Origin of the sequence: Frigoriflavimonas asaccharolytica (genome assembly GCF_013294015.1) — a bacterium.
GTDB lineage: Bacteria > Bacteroidota > Bacteroidia > Flavobacteriales > Weeksellaceae > Frigoriflavimonas > Frigoriflavimonas asaccharolytica.
The window spans coordinates 20,581-38,511 of the sequence record NZ_JABSNO010000005.1; the positions used below are offsets into that span (position 1 = coordinate 20,581).

At 31.4% G+C, this 17,931-nt stretch carries 14 protein-coding genes and 1 pseudogene; 8 read left to right on the forward strand and 7 right to left on the reverse strand.

The genetic code is table 11. The features are described 5' to 3' along the window. Positions 1-272 precede the first annotated feature (272 nt). The 4 genes and pseudogenes from HNQ03_RS04340 to HNQ03_RS04355 all read left to right on the forward strand — a co-directional run. The gene (locus HNQ03_RS04340; RefSeq protein WP_173778441.1) at positions 273-896 is read left to right on the forward strand and encodes a CatB-related O-acetyltransferase; all 624 of its coding nucleotides are present in this window, start codon (positions 273-275) and stop codon (positions 894-896) included. Between the two features lie 177 nt (positions 897-1,073). Beyond that, positions 1,074-1,913 (forward strand): hypothetical protein, encoded by an 840-nt coding sequence (locus HNQ03_RS04345; RefSeq protein ID WP_173778442.1) that lies wholly within the window; start codon positions 1,074-1,076, stop codon positions 1,911-1,913. A gap of 168 nt (positions 1,914-2,081) precedes the next feature. Then, the gene (locus tag HNQ03_RS04350) at positions 2,082-2,564 is read left to right on the forward strand and encodes a hypothetical protein (RefSeq protein ID WP_173778443.1); all 483 of its coding nucleotides are present in this window, start codon (positions 2,082-2,084) and stop codon (positions 2,562-2,564) included. Between the two features lie 209 nt (positions 2,565-2,773). Further along, positions 2,774-3,076: pseudogene (locus tag HNQ03_RS04355) on the forward strand (PIN domain-containing protein); the annotation flags it as partial. A gap of 1,061 nt (positions 3,077-4,137) precedes the next feature. Here the strand turns inward: HNQ03_RS04355 and galE are convergent. From galE to HNQ03_RS04370, 3 genes are all read right to left on the reverse strand, one after another. Beyond that, positions 4,138-5,154 carry a UDP-glucose 4-epimerase GalE gene (galE, locus tag HNQ03_RS04360; protein ID WP_173778444.1) on the reverse strand — a complete coding sequence of 339 codons (1,017 nt, stop codon included), beginning with the start codon at positions 5,152-5,154 and terminating at the stop codon, positions 4,138-4,140. 78 nt (positions 5,155-5,232) lie between these two features. Beyond that, a complete protein-coding gene (locus HNQ03_RS04365) occupies positions 5,233-5,652 on the reverse strand; it encodes a hypothetical protein (protein WP_173778445.1) in 420 nt (139 codons plus the stop codon). A 5-nt stretch (positions 5,653-5,657) separates the two neighbouring features. Further along, positions 5,658-6,782 carry a DegT/DnrJ/EryC1/StrS family aminotransferase gene (locus HNQ03_RS04370; RefSeq protein WP_173778446.1) on the reverse strand — a complete coding sequence of 375 codons (1,125 nt, stop codon included), beginning with the start codon at positions 6,780-6,782 and terminating at the stop codon, positions 5,658-5,660. A 49-nt stretch (positions 6,783-6,831) separates the two neighbouring features. Between HNQ03_RS04370 and HNQ03_RS04375 the strand changes: the two genes are divergently transcribed. Continuing rightward, complete coding sequence (locus HNQ03_RS04375; protein WP_173778447.1) at positions 6,832-8,433, forward strand: S8/S53 family peptidase; 1,602 nt, start codon at positions 6,832-6,834, stop codon at positions 8,431-8,433. Between the two features lie 63 nt (positions 8,434-8,496). Beyond that, positions 8,497-9,144, forward strand: coding sequence for a DUF4279 domain-containing protein (locus HNQ03_RS04380; RefSeq protein WP_173778448.1), 648 nt, complete (start codon positions 8,497-8,499; stop codon positions 9,142-9,144). A 101-nt stretch (positions 9,145-9,245) separates the two neighbouring features. On the opposite strand, the gene HNQ03_RS04385 is transcribed toward HNQ03_RS04380, so the two are convergent. The 3 genes from HNQ03_RS04385 to HNQ03_RS04395 form a co-directional block, all read right to left on the reverse strand. Then, positions 9,246-11,783 carry a phosphoenolpyruvate carboxylase gene (locus HNQ03_RS04385; RefSeq protein WP_173778449.1) on the reverse strand — a complete coding sequence of 846 codons (2,538 nt, stop codon included), beginning with the start codon at positions 11,781-11,783 and terminating at the stop codon, positions 9,246-9,248. Positions 11,784-11,876: 93 nt separating this feature from the next. Beyond that, the gene (locus tag HNQ03_RS04390) at positions 11,877-13,229 is read right to left on the reverse strand and encodes a DEAD/DEAH box helicase (RefSeq protein ID WP_173778450.1); all 1,353 of its coding nucleotides are present in this window, start codon (positions 13,227-13,229) and stop codon (positions 11,877-11,879) included. Positions 13,230-13,561: 332 nt separating this feature from the next. Continuing rightward, a complete protein-coding gene (locus HNQ03_RS04395; protein WP_173778451.1) occupies positions 13,562-15,199 on the reverse strand; it encodes an ABC1 kinase family protein in 1,638 nt (545 codons plus the stop codon). Between the two features lie 133 nt (positions 15,200-15,332). Between HNQ03_RS04395 and HNQ03_RS04400 the strand changes: the two genes are divergently transcribed. Both HNQ03_RS04400 and HNQ03_RS04405 read left to right on the forward strand, forming a co-directional pair. Then, positions 15,333-15,791, forward strand: coding sequence for a hypothetical protein (locus tag HNQ03_RS04400; protein WP_173778452.1), 459 nt, complete (start codon positions 15,333-15,335; stop codon positions 15,789-15,791). Next, positions 15,791-16,195 carry a hypothetical protein gene (locus HNQ03_RS04405; RefSeq protein WP_173778453.1) on the forward strand — a complete coding sequence of 135 codons (405 nt, stop codon included), beginning with the start codon at positions 15,791-15,793 and terminating at the stop codon, positions 16,193-16,195. Before HNQ03_RS04400 ends, HNQ03_RS04405 begins: the two co-directional genes overlap by 1 nt. A gap of 34 nt (positions 16,196-16,229) precedes the next feature. On the opposite strand, the gene guaA is transcribed toward HNQ03_RS04405, so the two are convergent. Continuing rightward, the gene (gene guaA / locus HNQ03_RS04410; protein WP_173778454.1) at positions 16,230-17,759 is read right to left on the reverse strand and encodes a glutamine-hydrolyzing GMP synthase; all 1,530 of its coding nucleotides are present in this window, start codon (positions 17,757-17,759) and stop codon (positions 16,230-16,232) included. Positions 17,760-17,931: the final 172 nt, after the last annotated feature.

Here is a 17,931-nt window from a genome sequence, read left to right on the forward strand (position 1 = left end):
AGAGACGTTAATTATTTTTCTCATTTCTCTGCTGCAAAGATGTGGCGGGAAACAAAACTTATTCGGTTAGAAAACACTTATTACCATTTGTAGTCGTTTGCAAATGGATAAGTTATTGATTTTAAATTATTTAAAATTATTCAAAACTATTTAATATTTTAATTCTGTAGATAGATATAAGTTGTGATAGAATAAAACTTGCTTATATTTGTGTGTTGTGCGACACATTGGTAGAAATCGTAAAAAAGAAATAAATCAGAAAAATGACAAAAATGAAAGCACCTAATAAAGACATAAAATTTCCTCTTGAAAATTATGAAAAACTCTGCTTTCTAAAAAATATCATTAAAAATCCAAACATAATTATTGGTGATTATACTTATTATGATGATTTTGAAAATGTTAATAATTTTGAAAAAAACGTAAAATATCATTTTGATTTTATTGGTGATAAATTAATAATCGGTAAGTTTTGTATGATTGCTTCTGATGTCAAATTCATAATGAATGGAGCGAATCATTTGACTAAATCAATAAGTTCATATCCTTTCGCAATATTTGGAGAAGATTGGAAAGATGCAATGGAAGGAAAACAATATCCAAATAAAGGAAATACAGAAATCGGAAACGATGTTTGGATTGGATTTAATTCTACAATCATGCCAGGTGTGAAAATTGGCGATGGAGCAATAATCGCTACGAATTCAACTGTAACTAAAAATGTAGAACCATATACAATTGTTGGTGGAAATCCAGCAAAAGAAATAAAAAAAAGATTTTCAAAAGAACAAATTAAAAAACTATTAGGAATAAAATGGTGGAATTGGGAAATTGAAAAAATTACAGAAAATATTCACAATTTGACAAGCGAAAATTTTGATGACTTAAATGTTTAATAAATAAAAAAGCGATCGCACAACAGCGGTTTGCAAAAATGGCGAAATATGTGGTAAATTCACGTTTATCTTTCGCAAGAAATTTTATCTTAGCCGAAAATAATCGGTCACGAAGTTCGACACTTCTGCAAGCCGCGACACGTTGTAGCATTCTAAAACGACACTGCAAAAAAGAAAATGAGTAGAAAAAATTGGACTGACGAAAAATTAATTTTTCGGCTTATAAATAATAAGACGGACAAATCTCGTTGGGATAATATCAGTATTTTAAGAAAGCGACCAAGTGAAGAACTTTTTCGAAAGTGTCTAGAGCTGATCAAATCTGACAACACAAAAATCAGAAAAATAGGAATTGATATTTTAGCTCAGTTTGGTTTACCTCCAAGACCATTTTTAGTTGAAACGCTTAAAATCTATTTTGAATTACTTGAAATTGAAACAGACCCAGACGTTTTAATGTCTCTACTGTATTCTATTGGACACAATAATGACGGACTTGACAATGATCAAATTGAAAAAATATGTTCATTTATAGAGAACGAAAATAATTGGGTAAAAGAAGGTTTAGTTTATGCGTTGCTTGGAATTGATAACTTAAACGCAATTCAAACTTTAATAAAGCTTTCGTCAGACAAATTAAGTCATATTAGAAATTGGGCAACTTTTGGACTTGGAACTCAAATCCAAAATAATAATAAAAATATTCGAGAAGCTTTATGGAAAAGAGTTAACGACAAGCATCAAGAAACAAAACTTGAAGCAATTGTAGGATTGGCAAAACGAAAAGACAATCGAGTAAACGAAATAATAGAGCGTGAAGTTATGGACGGAGAATATGGTATTTTGCTTTTTGAAGCAATTAACTATACGAAAAATAAGAATTTTTTACCCTTACTTAAGCAAAATTTAAAAAACGCAGAAGAAGATAACGCAATAAATACTGAATGGAAAGAGGAATTAAAAAACCGCATTAAAGAACTAACAAAAATAACAGAAGAAAATAGAACGACCGCATAACACACATTTTGCGCTACTGCGAAATTTGTGGTAGCCGGACGTTCCTCTTTCGCAAGAAATTTTATCTTAGCCGAAAATAATCGGTTACGAAGTTCGCCACTTCTTTTAGCCGCAACACGTTTTGCTTCATTAATCGTGAGACGCAGATAACCAGAAATAAAATTAAAAATGGAATTTGAATTAATAGTAAGAGGAAATGAATGTGAAGTTCAACTGAATGTTGCTAAATTCCCTTTATTCTGCCCTTCTTGTAGAAATTATATGACTGAAATTTACGAGCATAATGGTTCTCGATATGGTCAGGTTGGTTCTATTAAATGCGATTGCGGAGAAACCTTGAATTTAACAGATAGTGATAATATTATAGAATATATAAATATTCAAGTAAGAAAACTAAAAGCGGTTGTCGATTTCAAAAAGCTATTTCTAATGGAAAAAAAAGATTTTGAAAAATTAAAAAATGACATCGGATATAATATTTACGAAAAGCATTTTAATGAAAAAATTGACTTAAACTATTTGATTTTAAATATTGAGAATTATCTTGGAGAAAAAATTTCACCTTTTGAAACTGAATTCCCAGCAACAATCGGAATTAAAAAATGGATTGGATTAATGAAAAAAATAACGAAAGCACAACACGATAAGTAAAAAATAGCGAGTTCTGTACTAAATCGAAGATTTTCGCTATTTACGAAATTTCGTTTTTATCTGAAAGTTCTCGCATTTCAAGCCGCAACTTTTCATGTTTTCAAACGTTGTATGCAAGCTTACCACAACGAATTGAAAATCAGAAATATAAAAAAATTTTGTCCTAAAAAAAAATTAAAAATATGGTTAAACTATAACTCGATACTTGCGTTTGGTTAGACATCGCTAAAACATCAAAAAGCAAAGAAATTTTAAATTTACTTTCTAAATTTATTGAGCAAGTTGAAGTACAATTAATTTTACCTGAAATTATTTTTTCTGAATTCGATAGAAATAGAGAGAGAATAATTTCAGCCGCACGAAAAAGTTTATCGAGCCACTTTAAAAAAGTAAAAGCTATGGTCGCTAAACATGCAAAAAACGATTTAAAGCAAGAACTTTTAATTCAGCTTGATGATATTGATAAAAAAAATCCAACTCTCGGAGAGAATGATTTTGACCAAGGGAACTAAAAGTTGCACTTTCTACCAAAAAAGACAATTGACAACTGAGAGGAATAGAATTATTCAACAAAATTTTTAAAACAAGTAACATGCAATACGAAATGATAAGATACGAAAATGGCAAGCACCAAATAGGCTGAGAAATTCCAACTGATTTTACCATTCCAAATAATGAATTTTTAGCCGGTTTTCAATATTTAGGTTTTATAGATAATTATGACCCATTATTTTCTTGGTTACCTTTCTGCGTTAACTTAATTCATCCAATTTATACTGATGAATATTTCGTATTTCTAGATTATTCAAATCCAAATAGTCCGACAATTATCGAACCTGAAGACACTTCTTCGTCAACAAGTGCATTTGATGAAATAAACAAAAACTCAAAAATTATTTGGGAAGGAATAAAAGTAAGTTTAGCGCAAAAAGAAGAAATTGATGAATATGAAAGCATAGGAATTTGTGGGGAACCAGAATGGTTGCAAGAAGCGGAAATTCCAAAATGTCCGAAAAGTGGTAAATCAATGAGGTTTTTGTGTCAACTGGGAAGTTTTAGTGAAATTAAATCAACATACAGCAACATAAAACCGACAAAAGGAATGGATGAATATTTTCAAAAATTAAACTTTTGGTGTGATGGAAATTTATATATTTTTATAGAACCGACAACCAAAACAATGTGCTATACAATGCAGATTTCCTAATTTACTATCTATGTAAAAAGAACGAACTGCTAACAGCCGTTTGCAAAAACTTAGAGAATTGTGGTACATTCTTGTATCAAAAGAAATATAATTTTAGCCAAAAAACCTGGGTGAAAAATTCGCAGTATCGTAAATCCAAAAGTATCGTAAAATTTACCGTCAGAAGTCAAATATAATTTCGATATTTCTTAATGAATAACTTTTCAAAAAGCAATATCCAGATATAACTTTAAATTCAAAAAAATCAATAATTTATATTGCTAAAAAAATTGACTTTGCAACTTGTTTTAAAGCTTAATCACAGATATTCTTTAAAATAAAAAAGGGAAAATTTTATTTAAAATCATCCCTTTTTTATTTGTTATTCTAGGCTCTACTATCCAAATACTTTTGCCATTCCCAAGTTGTTTTTAAACTTTCTTCTAGCGAAGTTTCGGATTTCCAGTTGAGCTCTTTTTCGGCTTTATCTGCGTTTGCAAAGGCAATCGTGATGTCTCCTGCTCTTCTATCGCAAATTTTGTAGGGCACTTTTACGTTGTTTCCTTTTTCAAAAGCTTGTACGACTTCCAAAACCGACGAACCTTTTCCTGTACCTAAATTATAAATATCTACAAGTTCATCATTTTGTTCCTCAATTAATTTCTGCAAGGCTTTCACATGTGCTTTTGCAAGATCTACCACATAAATATAATCACGAACTGCAGTTCCATCTTCCGTTTCGTAATCATTTCCCCAAATAGAAAGTTCTGTGCGAATTCCGGCGGCAGTTTGGGTAACGTAAGGCACCAAATTATTCGGAATTCCAAGTGGCAATTCTCCCAATTTTGCCGATGGATGCGCGCCAATTGGATTAAAATATCGTAAAATACTCACCTTCTTTTTGTACGCTTTTGCAAAATCTGCCAAGATTTCTTCGCCCATTTGTTTTGTCTTTCCATAGGAAGATTCTGGCGTTTTCAAAGGAGTATTTTCGTCTATCGGCTGAACATCTGCTTGACCATAAACGGTGCAAGAAGAACTAAAAATAAAATTTGTAAGATCACGAATTTTAAATTCCTGCAATACATTCATTAATGTTACCAGATTATTTTCATAATATTCCAGCGGTTTCACTTGGCTCTCTCCTACTGCTTTGTAGGCTGCAAAATGGATGCAACCATCAATTTCGTGAGCATCAAATACTTGCGTTAGCAATTCTTTTCTGCGAAGATCAAAAGGATAAAAAGTTGGACGTTTCCCCGTAATTTCTTCAATATTTTTAAGGATGAATTTTTCTGTATTGGATAGATCATCGACGATCACGACTTCAAAATTATTATTTAAAAGTTCTACAACGGTGTGAGAACCGATGTAGCCTAATCCGCCTGTTACGAGTATTGTCATTTAGCTTTGTTGATGGTTGATGGTTGATGGTTGATAGTTGATAGTTGATAGTTGAATAAAATGAATTTTTAAAAGAAATTAAATTTCTCTTTCTCCAATTTTATTTATTTCGCCAGAATTAAACTTTGAAATTTTATTTTTGTTGACAATATAAAAAGAAATTAATAGAAAAATTATTATATAAAAAACACCGTTAATAACTTTGGTGAAACCATAATTTAAAAATTCATTTATAAGTTCATAAATAGCAATAAACAGTAAAAATGTAAGGTGAATATTTATATAAAAAATTGCCTTTCTATTATTTGTGATCAAAAGATAAGTTTGCAGAAAAGCAATTATTGAAATTAAAAATATTACAATTAAACCTACTACGCTATTATTTATATTTTTTAATCTAACTATTATTGCCAATACATAAATAATTATTGAAAAAATTGATAAAATCATACTAACAATATAAATTATCTTGTTAGAAAAGATTTTATTAACACTCATAATATCTACTTAAAAAACTCCAAAACAGAATCTGTAATGTAAATCAATTGTTCCTCATCCATTTCTGTGTGCATTGGCAAAGAAATTACTTCTTCTAAAAGCATATCTGTATTCACAAAATCTGCATCATTACTTTCTTGAAAATAGGCTTTTTGTTTCCTTAATGCTACTGGATAATAGATCATTGCAGGAATTTCTTTTTCTGCTAGAAATTTTTGCAGATCGTTGCGTTTTCCGTTCTTAATTTTCAAAGTATATTGATGAAAAACGTGTGTAGAATATGCTGCTCTAGTTGGTGTTTCTATTTCTGGATGATTCGCAAATGCTTCATCATAAAAATCTGCAACCTTTAATCTTGCTTCATTGTAAGAATTTAAATGTGGCAATTTTTTTCTCAAAACTGCGGCTTGCATACTATCTAATCTAGAATTTACCCCAATTTCATCATGGTAATATCTTTCGTACATTCCGTGGTTTGCAATTCCTCTTATTTTATGCGCCAAATCGTCATCTGTAGTGAAAATTGCTCCTCCATCTCCATAACAACCCAAATTTTTTGAAGGGAAAAAAGATGTAGTTCCTAATTTTCCCATTGTTCCAGATTTTTTTACTGTTCCATCTGAAAAGTGATAATCCGAACCTATCGCTTGTGCATTATCTTCTAAAACCACAATATTGTTGGGTGCAGCAGCATTGATAATTTCTTCCATATTGGCACATTGCCCAAATATATGAACCGGAATTATAACTCTCGTTTTATCTGTGATTGCAGCTTTCATTTTATCAATATCCATGGTAAAAGTATCTGCATCTACATCTACTAAAACCGCTTTTAAATTTAATAAATGTATTACTTCTACCGTTGCAGCGAAAGTAAAATCTGCAGTGATGACTTCATCTCCTTCTTTCAAATCCAATGCCATCAAAGCTATTTGTAGCGCATCTGTACCGTTTGCGCAAGGTATAACGTGCGGAACATCCAAATAATCTTCTAATTCTTTTTGGAAATTTTTAACTTCTGGCCCATTGATGAAAGCCGCAGAATTCATAACGCCTGCTACAGCATTGTCTACTTCTGCTTTTATTTTATAATATTGACTTTGAAGGTCAACCATCTGGATTTTTTTCATATAGAAATATTTATTGCGTAAATTTACGCATAATTGATAATTTAAAAAAATGAAAAAAGTCTTACTTTTTATAGTTATATTTTCGCTAAATTTTATTTATGCTCAAAGTGAATTAGTATTTGTTTATTTTAATGCAAAACCCAATAAGGCTGCATTTTATGCCAATCCAAATTCAGAATTGACCCAGAAATCTTTGGATAGACGCAGCAATTTAGGCATTTCGTTAAATGATCAAGATGCTCCGATAGAACCTACTTACATACAAAATATTGTAAATCTTGGTTTCACGGTTACAGATTATTCTAAATGGTTGAATGGTGTTGCGGTAAACGCTACTGCCGCGCAAGTTTTAGTTTTGCAAGCGCAACCTTATGTGCAAAGTGTAGAAAGTTTCGCGAAAAATTCTACGGTCGTTTTCAAAACTGAAAAGATAAATAAATTGGAGGAATTTAATAAAAATTTATTAACGAACTTTAATTATGGACAAGCTTCTGCACAAATAGACCAAATAAACCTTCGTAGTTTGCACGTAAATGGATTTACAGGAACAGGAATTACCATTGCCGTGTTAGATAGCGGTTTTCCAACGGTTGATACAGGATCTACTTATCAAAGAATACGAAATCTTGGTAATATAAAAGGTGGCTACAACTTCATTTCAAAAAATGCAGACATTTATAATACATCTTTAAACAACCATGGTTCTATAGTTTTTGGGGCAATTGCAGGATTTATAGATAATTCATTTGTAGGTTCTGCACCCGATGCAGATTTCTACTTGTACGCTACAGAAAATGGCGCTGTAGAAATTCCAGAAGAACAATTGTATTGGATAGAAGCTGCCGAAGATGCGGATAGAAAAGGTGTAGATATCATCACGGTTTCTTTGGGCTACACAGTTTTTGATGATGCGAGATATAATTATACTTATGCAGATATGAATGGTACAAGCACTTTTATTTCTAGAGCTGCACAAATAGCCGCCGAAAAGGGAATTTTTGTACTTTCTGCCGCCGGAAATTCTGGAGAAGTTCCTTGGCAATATATTTCTGCTCCTGCAGATAATGCAAAAGTTTTCACTATTGGAGCGGTAGATTCCAGCGGAATCGTATCTGGTTTTTCTTCTTTCGGGCCCAATTTTGCAGGCGTGATAAAACCAGATGCAGCAGCGAGAGGAACTGCTACAGAAACGGTTTTTAATAATACTGCAACTGCTGCAAGTGGAACATCTCTTGCTGCACCTGTAGCAGCAGGTGGAGTTGCTTGTCTTTTGCAAGCACTTCCCTCAAATATTTCTAGAGATTTTATTAAAACAAAACTTCGGGAAACAGCTTCGTTATTTCCAAATCCAACTGCGCAAGGTGGTTACGGAATTTTAAATTTTGGGGCAGTTTTAGCAGTTTTAAATACTGCAGAAACTACGATACATTCAGATTTCGAGATGTTTCCAAATCCTGCAAGAGATTTTGTTCAATTTAAAACAAAAGAAAAAATTTTAAGTATAAAATTATTTGATCAATTGGGAAGAATAATTAAATCTGAAAAAATAAATGATAATAAATTAAATGTAAGTAATTTGGAAACTGGTGTTTACTATTTAATTATTAACACTGAAAAAAATTCTTACACGAAGAAGCTGATAAAAGAGTAGATTGGTAATTGATAAATTAATTTAAAGTTTTATGAATTTAAACTGAATGATTATAATTTTGCAATGAGAGAAGAACAATTAATTGAAATTATCCAACATGAACTTATAGATAAAACTTGGGGGATAACTGAACAAATTTTAAAAATCCATTCGCCAGATTATATTGATGATAAAATTCAATTTGCAAATGTTGTAGAATTTGAAAACGAAATAACTGTCTATCTACCGATTAAAGATGAAAAATTCTATTTAATATTTTACATCGATTCTATAAAAAATGAAATTATTGGTATTTCTACAGAAGCATACATTTCAATTTATTTTAAGGCAACTTCTGAAAATCTAACTATAAATGAACTAAAAAATTGTACGAGTATAGAAATTTCAAAAGGTTGGAATAAAGGTGATCACAGAAAATTCGGAATTGGAAATTATAATTTTAGCTGCATAATTATTAAACCTAACGTAAAACCAAGTACTTTTCAAATAAAACTTTCCGAAATTATCAATTTATTAAATCAAGATAAAAAAGGTATAAAAAAGCTAAGTGAAATTGCAAATGGTTATATACAAGTTGTAATGGAATTTCATGATGGAAATGGAATGATTGGCGGTCCAAATTTATCAAGTTTAAATCTCAAACTTCTACACGAATTAGGCTTATCGATTGATTTTGATTTATATACTGCTGGAAATCGTTTTAAAGACTAGAAAAGGCTAAAAATTTTACAAACTAAATTCAATAAGTAATAAAATTTTTATAATAAATCGAATTCTAATATTCTGATTTCAAAAATAATTCAAAAAAAACGCTACGCAGAATTCCTACTCGCATTGATGTTCCCAAACAAAGAACGCATTACCAATTTTTCATACATTTCGGTGTTAGCGCTTCCTTCTCCAATCTTCATTAATGCAAACTGCTGAATGCTTAAAAGTGGCAAAACAATTTTTTCGCGGATTTTTACAGATTTTTGAGAGATCGGTTCTTCCTCCATTAGCGTTTCAAAACCTGTTAATTCTAACATCAACTTTTTTGATAAGTTAAATTCTTCAAATAAAATTTTCCAAAATCCGCCAAACTTCTCATTTCTTTCCATGTAATATGTAAGTGGAAAATAAGATTTGCTCATGCTCATCATGGAATTTAAAACAAGTGTTTTGAAGAAATCCGAATTGTTGTACAAAGCTTTCACTTCATCAAATCTGCCTTCTTCTGCCATTTTATGTAACGCGAAACCAAAGCCAAAAAATCCTGGAACATTTTGCTTCAATTGGCTCCAACTTCCCACAAAAGGTATCGCACGCAAATCTTTGAAATTGAGTTGATCTCCGCCTCCACGTTTGCTTGGTCTGCTTCCTATATTGGTTTTCCCGTAGTAAGGCAAAGTGCTCATCTCTTCCAAATATGGTACGAAAAGCTTGTGGTTTTTCAAATCAACATATTTTTGATAGCTGATATTCGCCAAAGTGTCCATCAATTTTCTTTCTTCTTTGCTCAATTCCTTTTTAGAATTTTTGAATACATCATTCTCAATTCCGGCAGTAATTAATTGCTCAAAATTGTAGGTGGCTTGTTCTTTATTTCCAAAAGTAGACGTAATTGTTTGTCCTTGTATGGTAAGTTCTATCTTATTATTGGCGATTGTATTTCCTTGCGAGGCATAGAAATCATGGGTTTTTCCGCCTCCTCTTGCAGGTGGACCTCCTCTTCCATCAAAAAATGAAACTTCTATTCCAAATTCACGAGAAATTTTCGTTAAACGTTCTTTTGTAGTATAAATTTCCCAATTGGCCTTCAAATATCCACCATCTTTTGTCCCATCAGAAAAGCCAAGCATGATGGTTTGTTTGTTGCCTCTTCTTTGCAAATGTTTTTTATACAAATCGTCTTGATAAAGCTCTCGCATTACGCTTTCGGAATTTGCCATACCTTGCATTGTCTCAAAAAGTGGAACAATATCCACACACATTTCTTCTTCCTTATAGCCACAAATTTTAAAAAGTGCATACGTATTCATTACATCTTTCACCGCTTCGGAATTAGAAATAATGTATCTATTCATTCCTCTTTCGCCGTTTAATGCTTGAATTTTTGCAATCTGACGTATATTTTTTAAGGTGTCTTTTGCTAAACCTTCTTCATGATCTTCTAGTTTTTCCTCAGATACAAATTGAATAAGTTCATAGAATTTTCTTTCATCATCTACTTTCTCATCTCCAAAATGTTTTTCATAGATTAAATTGATGATTTCTTGGTGTTTAGAGCTGTCTTGTCTTACGTCTAAAGTTGCAAAATGCGTCCCAAAAATCTGAACTCGATCTTTGAAATTAATTAAAATATCTAAAAATAAAGAATTGTGGTTTTCTATTAAAATACCTTTCGCTTCTTCTATTTTTAAAATAATATGTTCCGAAGAAATCGCTGCACCACTAAATATTGCCGCGTACAAATCGTCACTCAATTGTTTCAAAATTTCTGAAACTCCTCCAAAACTTAATCTTCTTCGGATAAATTTTAGATGACTGTAGTAAGATTTCAATATAGCCAAACGCAACTCTTGTGCAACTTGCCACGTAGTTTCTGCCGTTACAAAAGGGTTTCCATCTCGATCTCCTCCTGGCCAAAATCCCAATTGTATCAAGTCTTTATTGATCTGAAAACCATTTTCTCCAAAAGTGCTTTTTATTTTGGTAAACAATTCGCCAATTGTATCGTAATATACATACCTCAAATAGTAGATAATGCTCAAAGCTTCATCTACAGGTGTAGGTTTTACTTTGTTTACGAAGGGTGTTTTCCCCAATTGCTGCAGAAGCATATCAATCTGTGTGATAGAATCATGAGATATAGCGCTGCGCAAATCATGCATAATTCTTTGCACAGAATTAGGATAAAATTGTGTAGGGTGTGCTGTAAAAACAATTTTAGTAGAAAATTTTTCCAGCATTTTTTGCACCTCTTCTTTTTGATGAAACTGCATAGATTTTTCATCCAGATTGCTAATGGTACCACGATCTGCTTCTGTATGCAAAGAATTGAAAGCGGCGTCTTCTATACTATCAAACAAAACAACCTGCCTTTCTATATATTGCACAATTTTGAAAAGCAATTCTATTTGCTCTTCTTCTGTTTGCAAATCGGTATGATTTGAGAAAAATTCTTCTAAAATTTCTACGGGACTTTCACGATTTTCATATCCAGCTTTACTTTCCTGATATAAAAATGGAAGCAACATGCCAATATTCGTCATTTTATCATAAGGTAAACTCATGAAAAGAGAATTATAAATTTGAAATTTATTTTCTACTATTTGGCGAAATTTATCTTTTTGAGCTTGTTGATTCATGGATATAAAAATATAAAGTGAAATATTTAATGAGGAACCGCAGAAAAGTTGTTTTAATAAATTAGCAAATTTTCAAAATTTTCAATTCTTAAATTATTTCTTCCGTTTTGCTTTGCTTTTCGCTTTTTGTTGTGCTCTATTAGCTCCGTATTTTTTTGGTTCTTTCCTTGCGTTTGGTCCACCCCAGTTTTCTTTTCTATTTTTTTCTTTCTTTTCATGAAATGCTGCACCACCTTCATTTAAGGTAACGGTAGTCGCATTTCTCATCACGATCTCATCCTGTTCCGAAGCAATTTTCTTTGGATCAATATTCACTTCCATTGGAAATTCTATCAATTCCAGATCTTTTTTCATCAAAACTTCTATCCCTTTCAATGGAACTTCTTCCTTTTTAGTAATGAATGTAATGGCTTTTCCATCCTTTTCGGCACGTCCTGTTCTACCAATTCTGTGAATATATTGTTCTGGAACTTCTGGAACTTCAAAATTGATAACGTGGGTAATGTTTGAAATATCCAAACCTCTCGCCATAATATCAGTAGTGATTAATCCGCGGATTTCTTCTTTCTCAAATTTATTCATCGCTCGCAAACGATAATTTTGAGATTTATTGGAATGAATTACATCAAACGAATCTGGAAATAATTCTTGTAATTTTAAAAATAAATAATCTGCATGGCGCTTATTATTACAAAAGACCAAAACTTTAGAAAAATCTTCATCCGTTTTCAAGAGATGAATTAATACATTTATTTTAGTATTGAAATTAGGAACTAAAATTCCTGTTTGCTCAATTTTTTCTAATGGCGTTCCAGATTTTGCAAGAGAAATTTCTATAGGATTCGCAAAATATTCTACCAAAAGTGCATCTACTGCTTCCGTCATGGTTGCAGAAAACAGAATATTTTGCCTTTTTGGTTTCATCATTTCAAAAATGTGCGTCAGTTGTGGACGAAAACCAAGGTTTAGCATTTCATCAAATTCATCAATGATCAATTTCTGAACTTCTTTCAAAGAAATGGCGCTATCAATAGCAAGATCCATTATTCTACCTGGCGTTCCCACCAAAATATCACAACCATTTGCAAACATTAATTTTTGAGTTTTAATATTCACACCACCATAAATCCCTAAAACTCTTGCAGTTAAATTTTCGCACAATTTTTCTACAATTCCTGCAACTTGAACTACTAATTCTCTGGTCGGCACTAAAATAACAACTGTTGGGTTTCCAGATTTGTTGTATTTCCATTGCTTTAAAACAGGAAGCAAATAGGCTAAAGTTTTTCCGGTTCCAGTTTGGGCAATTCCCATAATGTCTCTTCCAGAAAGTATTTGTCCGAAACTATTTCTCTGTATTGGTGTTGGCTCAAATAAGTTTTGATCTGCTAAAACATCCAATATTTTTTCGGGCAATTCAAAATCTGCAAAAGTCTTTATTTTCATTTTGCAAAGATAAGCATTTGATACGGGAAAATTAAATGGAAATTGCAATTACAAATTTTAAGAATTTAGCGTTTAAAATAATAATAACTTGTTGTGCATTTAGAGTTTACAATATAAAACTCATATTATCATTTAATTAAGAAAAATTAAACGCAAAATGTATTTTTTTTAGGTCATATATAAGTTAGCAAAGAGGAATCTGCAAGCAGATTTGATTAAGCGTTCGCTTCAAATGTGAATATTCGTATTCTTTGCTTACTTAAAATAAATGTAAGTGACTGAAATTCTGTGCAGTAAAAAATTTGTTCCCAAATGCAAAACAGGTAATCATATTATCTTTTTATTAACCTTAAAATCAAAACTAAACCTAAAATTCCGGAAAAGAGCAATCCAAAAATGGCTAATAAAGGTAATCCAAGTAATTGTGCAGGACTATTAGAATTAATAATCAAAGCAGTTGCAATCATATTTGCACCCAAAATGATAGCGATAATAAGATTCGTAACGCTTTGTTTGATGAGTACATTGCTGCGTTTCTGTTCTTCATTTCTACTTTTAACTTCCAGCTCTCCGTTGTTTAATTTTGAAATAATGCTGCTAATTTCTGTCGGAATATTTGAAAACTGACTTTGAATTTCAGTAAATTTTTGCATCCCTTTTTCTAGTAAATAGTTAGGATTCAAACGTTGCAATAGAATTTTATTGATGTAAGGTTTTGCGCTTTTTATCACATCCATTTCTGGGTTTAATTGTCTGCCAACTCCTTCTATTAAAGTAACTCCTTTAAAAAGTAATATAAAATAATCTGGCATCACGATTTTATTTTCAAACAAAATAGCTTGAAATTTTTCAATCATTTTGTTCAAATCTATATCTTGCAAAGCACTAGAATCTACTAAATTCAAAATTTCTAAAATTTGGCTTTTCAGACGATTTTCATCTTTAATTTCAAATTTTAATGCTACTTTTTTTAAATTAATGATTAATTGATCCGTATTTTTCAGAATTAAATTGATGATTAAATCTTCTAGAAACTGCCTATCAGACGGAAATATAATACCAACAGCACCAAAATCTATAAAAACAATTTTGCCTTCTTTGGTTACCAAAATATTACCTGCATGCGGATCTGCATGAAAAAAGCCGTGTTCTAGAATTTGGGCTAAAAACAATTGCAAAATATCGTCGGCAATTGCGTTTCTTTTCAAATTATTCTTTTCTATTTCAGCAAAATCTGTGCATTTAAAACCATCTATAAATTCCATGCAAAGCACATCGTTGTTGCATAATTGGGAATATACTTTTGGCACATAAGTGCGAGAATCGTTTTTAAAATTTTTGGCAAATCGTTCTATATTTTCTCGTTCATTCACAAAAGAAAGCTCGGATAATAGAGATTTTTCAAAAGTATTTATGCCTTGTTCAAGGTTTAAATTTTCGGTAAATTCAAAATAATTGGTTAAAGTTTTTACCAAATCTTTCATCAAAAGCAAATCACCTTTGATGATTTCTTCAATTTTCGGACGCTTCACTTTTAAAACTACTTCTTCTCCAGTTTTCAATTTTGCTTTGTAAACTTGCGCGATAGAAGCAGATGCGATTGGTTCTATAGAAATTTCTAAAAAATAATCTTGGTAATTTTCTCCAAAATTCTCTGATAAAACAGCTTTTAAATCAAAATTTTCTAATAGAACTTGATCTTGTAATTTTTGTAATTCTAAAGTTAATTCTTTTGGAAGCAAATCTTCTCGTTGGGAAAAAGCTTGTCCGAACTTCACAAACGTAGGTCCCATTTCTTCCAAAGCCATCCGAATTCTCACATAAACAGATTTATTGAAAATTTCTTCCGTAGCTTCTTGCTCCTTATTTTGAACATTCATCCTTGCCAAAACTTCTTTAAAACCGTATTTGGACAACACTGAAATGAGTTTTGCGGTTCGTTTTAATTTAAGTTGTTGGTTTTGAAACATTTTTATAAAGTTGGAAGTTGGATGTTTGAAGTTCGAAGATAAGGAAAGAAAATAAATTTAATACCGAAATATAATTTTAGTATTAAAAATTGTACATTTATATTCATGAAGAAGGTGTCTAAAACAAAACTAAATGAAAAAAATACTTTTACTATTAACATTGATAATTTTCACAAGTTGTATTTCAAGAAACAACGAAAAATATGTTTTGAATGAAAGTACAGTTATTCTTAGGGCTAAATTTTTCAAAATTGAAACCAAAAATGGAATTCATATTTATCATTTTAAAAATGATGCTATTGAAGGTGTTTTCGTGAAAGCCTCAGATTCAATTTTAACGAATTCCAATTTTAGAAAAATTAAATTGAATAAAAAATACACATTGGTATTAAATAAGCAATTAAGTTATGCGAGTTGCTTTGGAACTGAAACCGAAGAGGTTTCTTATACAGAAAACAACGTTTTAGTATGGCAAACAGGAATGAAATCTTCTTATTTTGTAGACTGTGAAAATATTATAGGTAAAAAAATTAATCCACGTTTTACATTAATTAAGTACATCGATCCTAAAGAACCAAAAAATACGAAATAATGATTGGTAAAAATCTATTAGCGGTTATTATCTTATTTTTATTGATTAATTGCGCAACATACAAAGTGAAAGAAATTCATTTTAAATCTGAAACTATCGAACTAAATGCTACATTAGACAAAATAGATTCTACAGAAAATGATTATGTTTATTTTATAAAAAATGACACCATAAAAGCCTATTTTTCTAAAGAAAAAATATGTCAAAGTTATTTTAAGAAAAAGTTAGATACTGGAAAAACTTATAAATTTATTGTAAAAACAGATGCAAATTTAACGTATAGATACAAAACACTTGGAGATACTCTTTTATATATTGAAGGTGAATTTTTTGGTGAAGAAGAACCAAGATTAATACTTATAGATTGCTTAAACATTTGTGGAAAAACGATTGATGAAAATTAACTTTTGCAAATTAATTTTCATCAACATTTAAAACCTACTCCCACTCAATTGTAGCAGGCGGTTTGCTGGAAATATCATAGCAAACACGGTTTATTCCACGGACTTCGTTGATGATTCTGCTGGAAATGAGATCTAAAAATTCGTAAGGTAATCTGCTCCAAGTTGCCGTCATGAAATCTATGGTGTTTGCAGAACGAACAACTGCGGTGTATTCGTAGGTTCTTTCATCGCCCATTACTCCTACAGATTTTACGGGAAGAAGAACCACAAATGCTTGAGAAACTTTTTCGTACAAATCGTGAGCATACAATTCTTCGATGAAAATATCATCTGCTTTTTGCAAAATTTCTACTTTTTCTGCATCAACTGCTCCCAAAATTCTAATCCCCAAACCTGGACCAGGAAAAGGATGACGATGCACCAAATGATGTGGAATTCCTAACTCCTCACCTACTTTTCTCACTTCATCTTTGAAGAGTTCTCGCAAAGGTTCTAGCAAATCCAAGTTCATTTCTTCTGGTAAACCTCCCACGTTGTGATGAGATTTTATAACTGCAGATGGTCCTTTTACAGATTGAGATTCTATCACATCTGGATAAATGGTGCCTTGTGCAAGGAATTTTGCGTCTTTAAATTTCTTTGATTCTTCATCAAAAACAGCCACAAATTCGCCACCAATTATTTTTCTTTTCTCTTCTGGATCCGAAATTCCTTCTAATTTTTTGAGGAAACGTTCTCCAGCTTCTACTTTATCAATTTTTAGGTTGAAAAAATCGCCGTAATTTTCCATTACTTTTGCGCCTTCATCTAAACGCAACAAACCTGTATCTACAAAAATACATTGCAACTGATCGCCGATTGCTTTGTGAATAAGAACTGCCGCAACAGAAGAATCTACGCCACCAGAAAGTCCAAGAATTACTTTGGATGTTCCTACTTTTTCTTTAATTTCTGCTACTGTTTTTTCTATATAATTGGTGAGTTTCCAGTTTTTTTCTGCTTTACAAATATTGAAAACAAAATTCTCCAACATTTTTCCACCTTCTTCTGTATGCGAAACTTCTGGGTGAAACTGCAAGGCGAAAATGTTTTTTTCTGAATTTGCCATCGCTGCAATTACTCCACTTCTGCCAGAAATTTCAAAACCTTCTGGGATGCTTTCTATTTCATCAAAATGGCTCATCCAAACGGTAGAATTTTGAGAAACTCCGTCTAAAAGTGCGTTGCTTTTTTCTATGTTGAGTTGAGATTTTCCGTATTCGCCTTTTACTCCTTTAGAAACTTTTCCGCCCAAAAGATGTGCAATCAATTGCATTCCGTAGCAAATTCCTAAAATTGGAATGCCACTTTCTAAGATTTCTTTTTCTATTAAATGTGCTTCTGCGGAATTTACAGAACTTGGTCCGCCAGAAAGGATAATTCCGACTGGTTTTTTTTCCAAAATTTCTGATAATGGTGTATTGAAAGGGATTATTTCTGAATAGACTTCCATTTCTCGTACTCTTCTTCCGATGAGCTGGTTGTATTGTGAGCCGAAGTCTAAGATGATGATGCCGTTTTGCATATAGAGGATTATTGATGATTGAATTTTACTGCGAAAATTTTAACACATAAGTTTTATAATTATGTCTTTTTATTTTAGTTTGCTTTAGTGAACATTAGTTTTAATAATCTACGATTATTTTTACTCGTTTAAAATTATTGACTTGAACTTTTTTTAACACATAAGATTTACT

Bases quoted from the DNA above. Each gene is read 5' to 3' on its own strand.
- HNQ03_RS04340 (WP_173778441.1), top strand. From the start codon at position 273: ATGAAAGCACCTAATAAAGACATAAAATTTCCTCTTGAAAATTATGAA.
- HNQ03_RS04345 (WP_173778442.1), top strand. From the start codon at position 1,074: ATGAGTAGAAAAAATTGGACTGACGAAAAATTAATTTTTCGGCTTATA.
- HNQ03_RS04350 (WP_173778443.1), top strand. From the start codon at position 2,082: ATGGAATTTGAATTAATAGTAAGAGGAAATGAATGTGAAGTTCAACTG.
- galE (WP_173778444.1), bottom strand. From the start codon at position 5,154: ATGACAATACTCGTAACAGGCGGATTAGGCTACATCGGTTCTCACACC.
- HNQ03_RS04365 (WP_173778445.1), bottom strand. From the start codon at position 5,652: ATGAGTGTTAATAAAATCTTTTCTAACAAGATAATTTATATTGTTAGT.
- HNQ03_RS04370 (WP_173778446.1), bottom strand. From the start codon at position 6,782: ATGAAAAAAATCCAGATGGTTGACCTTCAAAGTCAATATTATAAAATA.
- HNQ03_RS04375 (WP_173778447.1), top strand. From the start codon at position 6,832: ATGAAAAAAGTCTTACTTTTTATAGTTATATTTTCGCTAAATTTTATT.
- HNQ03_RS04380 (WP_173778448.1), top strand. From the start codon at position 8,497: ATGAGAGAAGAACAATTAATTGAAATTATCCAACATGAACTTATAGAT.
- HNQ03_RS04385 (WP_173778449.1), bottom strand. From the start codon at position 11,783: ATGAATCAACAAGCTCAAAAAGATAAATTTCGCCAAATAGTAGAAAAT.
- HNQ03_RS04390 (WP_173778450.1), bottom strand. From the start codon at position 13,229: ATGAAAATAAAGACTTTTGCAGATTTTGAATTGCCCGAAAAAATATTG.
- HNQ03_RS04395 (WP_173778451.1), bottom strand. From the start codon at position 15,199: ATGTTTCAAAACCAACAACTTAAATTAAAACGAACCGCAAAACTCATT.
- HNQ03_RS04400 (WP_173778452.1), top strand. From the start codon at position 15,333: ATGAAAAAAATACTTTTACTATTAACATTGATAATTTTCACAAGTTGT.
- HNQ03_RS04405 (WP_173778453.1), top strand. From the start codon at position 15,791: ATGATTGGTAAAAATCTATTAGCGGTTATTATCTTATTTTTATTGATT.
- guaA (WP_173778454.1), bottom strand. From the start codon at position 17,759: ATGCAAAACGGCATCATCATCTTAGACTTCGGCTCACAATACAACCAG.